Raw genomic sequence first — 6,049 nt, 5'->3', positions numbered from 1 at the left:
ACTTCCTATACTAACTGCGGTCAAGGACATTTAGGGGACTATAAATGCGCTGCCAGTTCTGCGGAAAAGTCGACACACAGGTCAAAGACTCGCGCCCGGCCGAGGATAACGTAGCCATCCGCCGTCGCCGTTTCTGCCCGGCCTGCGGCGGCCGCTTCACGACCTATGAGCGGGTCCAGCTTCGTGATCTGGTCGTGGTCAAATCCACCGGCCGACGCGAGGATTTCGATCGCAGCAAATTGGAACGCTCGATCCGCATCGCCATGCAAAAACGCCCCGTCGCACCCGAGCGGCTGGATCAGATGATCTCGGGGATTGTCCGGCGGTTGGAAAGCCTGGGGGAATCCGATGTTCCGTCCAAGGTGATCGGTGAAATCGTGATGGAGACTCTGTCGCGTATCGACACCGTCGGCTATGTGCGCTTTGCCAGCGTCTATAAGAACTTTCAGGCTGCCGATGATTTTGACAAATTCGTCTCGGAGCTGCGTCCAAGCAGCGATCAGGAATAGGCACGGGGCAAGGGCCGCACATGGATGATTTGCGCCATATGGCCCATGCCCTGCGTCTGGCGCGGCGCGGGCTTGGCAATACTTGGCCAAATCCCGCAGTGGGCTGTGTCATTGTCAAAAACGGGATCGTTGTCGGGCGGGGATGGACCCAGCCGGGCGGACGCCCTCATGCCGAGCCGATGGCACTGGCGCAGGCCGGGACTGCTGCGCAGGGCGCCACCGCCTATGTCACGCTTGAACCCTGTGCCCATCACGGCAAGACGCCGCCATGTGCCGAGGCGCTGGTACAAGCGGGACTTGCGCGTGTCGTGACCGCCCTGACTGATCCCGATCCCCGTGTGGGCGGACGCGGCCATGCGATCTTGCGCGCAGCCGGCATCGAGGTCACACAAGACGTCCGCCGCGCCGAGGCTTTGCATCTGCAACGTGGCTTCTTGCTGCGGGTGACGCAAAAGCGCCCGATGCTGACCTTGAAACTGGCGACCAGTTTCGACGGGCGGATTGCGCTTGCCAATGGTGAAAGCCAATGGATCACCGGAGCGGATGCGCGCCGCCATGTCCATGCTTTGCGCCTAAGCCATGATGCGGTCATGGTGGGGGCGGGTACGGCGCGCGCGGACAAACCTTCGCTGAATGTGCGCGGCTTTGGTGCCCTGCGCCAGCCCGTGCGCGTGGTTGTAACCTCGAAACCATTGCCTGATCTTCCTGCAGAGGGTCCGGATTACGGGCCGCTTTGGACAGTGGATGGGGATCTGACCCAAGCGATGGCCCAGCTTGCCGAACGGGGGCTGACGCGCGTCTTTTGCGAGGGGGGCGGGGTTCTGGCTGCGGGTCTTTTGCGCGCCGGACTTGTCGATGATCTGGTGGGCTATAGCGCGGGCATGGTGCTGGGCGGCGACAGCCGCGCCGCCGTGGGCGCGATGGGGCTGACGGCGTTGCGCGATGCCCCAAGGTTTGATCTGCTGGAAAGCCGGGTCATCGGTGGTGATCTGTTTCAGCGTTGGTCCCGTCCTTTCGATCTGTGATCAGCGCCGCCAAATCCAAGCATAACTGCTAAGCGCGCCTTGGGTCTTGGCAAGCAAGCGGTTAAACTTGCCGCCGCGGCGCAAATGCGGATCGGCCAAGCGGTCGACCGCGACCTCGGGCGGGCAGGGCAAGTGACTGACCGGATCAAAATAGCGCGGATAGCCGATCAGCGCGGCATGGGCAAAAGCGGCCAGATCAGGGAGGGCCTGACGGCGTTGGGGAATCGGCCCCAGATCACGTGTCAGCCCCCAACCGGCATAGAATGGCGCCCCCAGCGTGGTGACCGGAACCCCGCGCAATAACGCCTCGAACCCAAGTGTCGAGGTGATGGTCCAGACCTCATCAACCTGTGCCAAAAGCGCGTTGGCGCTGCTTTGATGGGCAATGACATCTGCCAGTTGCGCCAAATCCGTCGCAGGGATTTGCCCGGGACGCAGCCCTGCCTCGACATCGGGATGGGGCTTGTAGATCACGACAGCCGTCGGATTTTCGCGACGCACCCGACGCAATAGCGCCAGGTTGGTTTTCTCTTGTCCCGAACCCAACCGGATCGAGGCATCGTTTTCCACCTGTCCGGGAACCAAAATGCGGTGGCCGGGCGGCAGGTCAGGAAGCGCGCCATCCAGATTGTATTTCGTCACGCCCGCCGATCTGATGCGGTCGACCAATGCCAGCGCCCGCGTGCGCCCGCCCGGCGGCAGGGGGGCTTCAAGCAATGCCTCGAACCGGCTGGGGCGCGTAGGGTCAAAGTAAATGCCGCGGTCATCGGCGACCAGCGAAAGCGGGGCCACCAGCTCGGCGCCAAGGCCGCGCGAGCGAATAAAGCCATCCTCAATGCGCAGGGCCTGAGGCACGTCATCCGCGCGATTGGCCCATGCCAGGCTAACCTTGGGCGAGGGCTTGTTGGTGAACCGGACCCCACGGCCCGAGGCGAAAAAGCTGCCGATTGGCCCGCGCTTCCAAAGCCGCATGCCATAGGCCAAATGACCTGCGTGATCCTGACGCCAGGCGCGAACCTCGGCCTCTAGCTGGTCAAGGGCACCATTGAAGTCGGTCAGGCAATCCCGACAGGGATCGTACCAGACCGGCGCCACCAGATGGCTGGCGGCAAAAAGCGTCGTGATTGTGGCGGTGCCGCGCCGAGGCAAGGCGATTTCATCATCGCTTAATCCCCAGCCTGCATAGAAAGGCGTGCCGAAAATCCGGGGATGGTGGCCCGCGAGCATGGCCTCATAACCCAGCTGCGAGGAGAGCGCATAAACCCTGGCCGCCCCCTGAACCAGCAGCCAAGGCGAGATCGGCCCATCACAAAAGACATCCTGCCCGCGCAGGTCGCTGGTGGTGAAATGTCCGGGCCTAAGGCCGGCAGCGGTTTCGGGGTGGCTACGGATGACAATCGGCATGCCGGGATTTTCATCGCGTGCTGCCTGAAGCATCTGCATGAAGCGCGCTCGGCCAGCGCCCCGCAACGAGGCATCCCCACGCGTCTGATCGATCACCAAAATATAGCCCGGCTTGGGCGGGGTCGCATTGGAAAGATGGGCATTATATTTTGAAAGATCCGCAGCGATCAGGCGCGCGATGCCCTGGCGCGCTTCACCCTCCAGCGGGGGCAGCTGGGGCGACTGGATCAGCCGCTCGATCAGTGAGGGTTGATCGGGATCAAAATGCAGCCCGTACGGGTCGATCAACAGGCCGATAGGGCCGCGCGTCGCAACCGATCCTTTGGCACGACCGGGCAGAACCGAGCGCAGGAAAGCATCCTCGACCCGCAAAAGCTTGGCCCCGCGACGGTCCGCGATGGCCTGTCCACGCCAGGCGGTCGGGCTGTTGCCCCAGATCGCAACCAGATCGTCAGGGCCCGGCAGGCCAAACCGAGGGCGATAGCCCGCGAGTTCCATGATGCGACTGACGCGGCCTTTTTTGAAAAAACCGCCGTTAAATGCGAAAATCCGCCGGGAAGATGTCCCGGCGGATTCCAGATTTCTTGCCATTGGCGCCTTAGTTGAAGGCACGGCTCGTCGCGCCGACCTCGGCTGCAGTGCCGGTGACCGAGCGAATGGATTTCTGCCACTGGGTGAACGGCGCTTCGGTGACATAGACCGTGTCGCCATCGCGGATCAGGAAATCACGCGCCTGGAACATGCCATCAGGCTTGGTTAGATCCAGGACATAGGCCACGCGCTGGGTGCCCGTGATGCTGGGGTTGCCCGTCACCGCGCGCGCCACCGATTGCGGCTCTTCGCGCATGATGAAAACGCCCGTCGGATCGGCCAGCTGGGTTTGCAGACCGCCAACCATGGCGATGGCTTCGATCGCGCTAACCTCGTCATTGCCAAGCGGAACCTTGGTCTGGCCGCCAAAGGCACCTAATGCGGTGAAGTTACGCTGATCTTCTTCGACCAGAACAACATCGCCCGGACGCAAAGCGATGTCGTTCTTGGCGTTGGAATAAAGATCCTTGAGCCAGACTTTACCGCTGGAATTGCCGCGCTTGACCGTCACGACCGCGATCTCGGGCTCGATCGAGACACCGCCAGCCTTGGCCAGCATCGCAGAAAGGGTCCGGGTCGGACGCTCGATCGGGAAGACGCCCTGACCAACGACCTTGCCCATGACCGAAACCGTTGCGCCGTCACCAGCCATCCGCGTGACCATGACCTGCGGATCAGGCGTTTGCGAGGCCAGTTTTTCGGTGATCAGGCTGCGCAACTCTTCGGGGCTGTGGCCCGAGGCTTTGACGCGACCGGCATAGGGCACGAAGATATAACCGTTGCTGTCGACTTGCAGTTGCTGCAGCTGGGTCGAGCTTTGACCAAGCGAGGCCAAAAGACCGTCATCGACGTTTTCCCAGATCGACAGGCCCAGCACGTCACCCGCGCGGATCGTATCGGCACCGACCTGCGACGCATTGCGGAAATCGCTAGAGAAACCGTAGCTTGGCGCGAAATTCGCCGCACGGATCACTGCATCGCTGGTATAGACGATCTGGGTGGTGCCGCCTTTATCAACCCCGCTTGACAGGATCTCTTTCTTATTCGGGCCGGAACGTGGCAAGCCACAGGCGGCGACCGAAAGCACTGCTCCGATCAGCGCGATGCGACAGAACCGTCCGGCAAGACTGCGTGCGGCGCGGGTGTTGACCTGCCGCGACGGAAAACTCTGGTCAGACAAATTGTATCTCCTGTCCACTTCTGCGATTCCGTGCAGCCGGAATACCGTTTTGACGCAAATTAGCCGAGGCTACGCCACATTTCCACCGTTTTAGACCAATTTTGCGCAATCTAATCGGAGACATCGTTTAATTGTTGCCGATGTTGGCTGCGTCCAGTTGCAAGCGCATCATAGGGATCATCCGGGGCAAGCATCAGATCAACGACCAGACGCAGCGCATGAGCACGAGATTGCGCGGCGTAAAAGCCCCCCGGCACCTGGCTCGTCTCCAGCAGATAGTCGCGATAGATGCTATAGGCGCGTCCATTCGGGCGTTCAGGAGACCTGAAAAACTCGGATAGGGGCTGTTTCGAGATCAGTCCGGGTTTGTCGTATACTGCCCGCCCCAACGAGCGCACCGGCAAGCCACGCCACAGGGCCTGTTGGGCGGCGGTGGAATTCACGGTGACCGCGGCACGCGCCTGAGCAAGAAGCCGCGCAAGTTTGCCGCCACGCACGTAATGGACGCGCTCGGCAATGCCCAGATCACGTGCCTTGCGCTCGACGGCATGGCGGATGCCGCCGCGACCGTCCTCAAGCGGGTGGGCCTTGAAAACCAGGTGGTGATGGCGCGGCGCCGAGGTTGCGAATTCGGTCATGACCTGATCGGTGAATTCGGACATGGCGTTGAAATCGGAATGGGCGCGAAAGCTGGCGTCATGCTCGAGCTGCATCAGCACCAAAACATAGGGAAAGCCGCCCCGCTGGACCAGTCTGGCCTCGCGCATCCGCGCCAAGGCGTCATAGGGCGAAAGCAGCAGGCGTCGAAAGTTCAAGCGGAACTCTTTGCCGACCGAGATTTCACGATGCGTGCGATAGCCGCGATAGCGTTTGTTGGCGACCAGAACCAGAAAATGATAAAGCGCACCATAGAATTTATGTTGGCGCATATCGCCCCAGCGCGCCGGCGGGCGCCGGGTTTCGCCGCGACGTCCGCGCAGTGCTTGGCGCATCTCGCGCAGGTCAATCTCCATCAGGCGGGAATGACCGTTCGAGCCACCCCGCTCATAGGTGATCCAATAGGGACGAAGATAACCCTCTTCGAAAACATGCAGCATCAGGCCGTGATCGGCTGCGGCCTGGCGCGCGGCGGCATGGATCGGGCGCACATCCCCGTAAAGCACCAGATCCGTGACGCCTTTTTCGGCGATGATACGTTCAAGATGGGCAGGCCAAAGATCAGGGGCGTCGACATGGGCGATAAAATGATCGCGGTCAGACCAGAAGAATTCGTCACCCGCGTTAAAGCCAACTCGCCAGGCTTTGGCCCCAGAGCCACGCAACAACGCGCCAAGCCGGTC

At 61.6% G+C, this 6,049-nt stretch carries 5 protein-coding genes; 2 read left to right on the top strand and 3 right to left on the bottom strand.

Features of this window, described 5'->3' with window-relative positions; all coding sequences use genetic code 11:
• The first annotated feature begins 44 nt into the window (after positions 1-44).
• Positions 45-509, top strand: coding sequence for a transcriptional regulator NrdR (gene nrdR / locus RTS12_RS19670; protein ID WP_312531641.1), 465 nt, complete (start codon positions 45-47; stop codon positions 507-509).
• A gap of 38 nt (positions 510-547) precedes the next feature.
• A complete protein-coding gene (gene ribD, locus RTS12_RS19665) occupies positions 548-1,534 on the top strand; it encodes a bifunctional diaminohydroxyphosphoribosylaminopyrimidine deaminase/5-amino-6-(5-phosphoribosylamino)uracil reductase RibD (RefSeq protein ID WP_312531646.1) in 987 nt (328 codons plus the stop codon).
• On the opposite strand, the gene RTS12_RS19660 is transcribed toward ribD, so the two are convergent.
• The 3 genes from RTS12_RS19660 to RTS12_RS19650 form a co-directional block, all read right to left on the bottom strand.
• The gene (locus RTS12_RS19660) at positions 1,535-3,529 is read right to left on the bottom strand and encodes a capsular polysaccharide biosynthesis protein (RefSeq protein ID WP_312531639.1); all 1,995 of its coding nucleotides are present in this window, start codon (positions 3,527-3,529) and stop codon (positions 1,535-1,537) included.
• A gap of 7 nt (positions 3,530-3,536) precedes the next feature.
• The gene (locus tag RTS12_RS19655) at positions 3,537-4,628 is read right to left on the bottom strand and encodes a polysaccharide biosynthesis/export family protein (protein WP_409455719.1); all 1,092 of its coding nucleotides are present in this window, start codon (positions 4,626-4,628) and stop codon (positions 3,537-3,539) included.
• Between the two features lie 191 nt (positions 4,629-4,819).
• A partial coding sequence (locus RTS12_RS19650) for a capsule biosynthesis protein CapA (protein ID WP_312531636.1) occupies positions 4,820-6,049 on the bottom strand: 1,230 nt, incomplete at its 5' end.

It is taken from the genome of Paracoccus sp. (in: a-proteobacteria) (genome assembly GCF_032007265.1).
GTDB lineage: Bacteria > Pseudomonadota > Alphaproteobacteria > Rhodobacterales > Rhodobacteraceae > Paracoccus.
The sequence above is the reverse complement of the archived record's forward strand: the minus strand, read 5'-3'. Positions and strand labels throughout refer to the sequence as shown.

Coding starts and splice junctions, on each gene's coding strand:
- nrdR (WP_312531641.1), top strand. CDS start 45: ATGCGCTGCCAGTTCTGCGGAAAAGTCGACACACAGGTCAAAGACTCG.
- ribD (WP_312531646.1), top strand. CDS start 548: ATGGCCCATGCCCTGCGTCTGGCGCGGCGCGGGCTTGGCAATACTTGG.
- RTS12_RS19660 (WP_312531639.1), bottom strand. CDS start 3,529: ATGGCAAGAAATCTGGAATCCGCCGGGACATCTTCCCGGCGGATTTTC.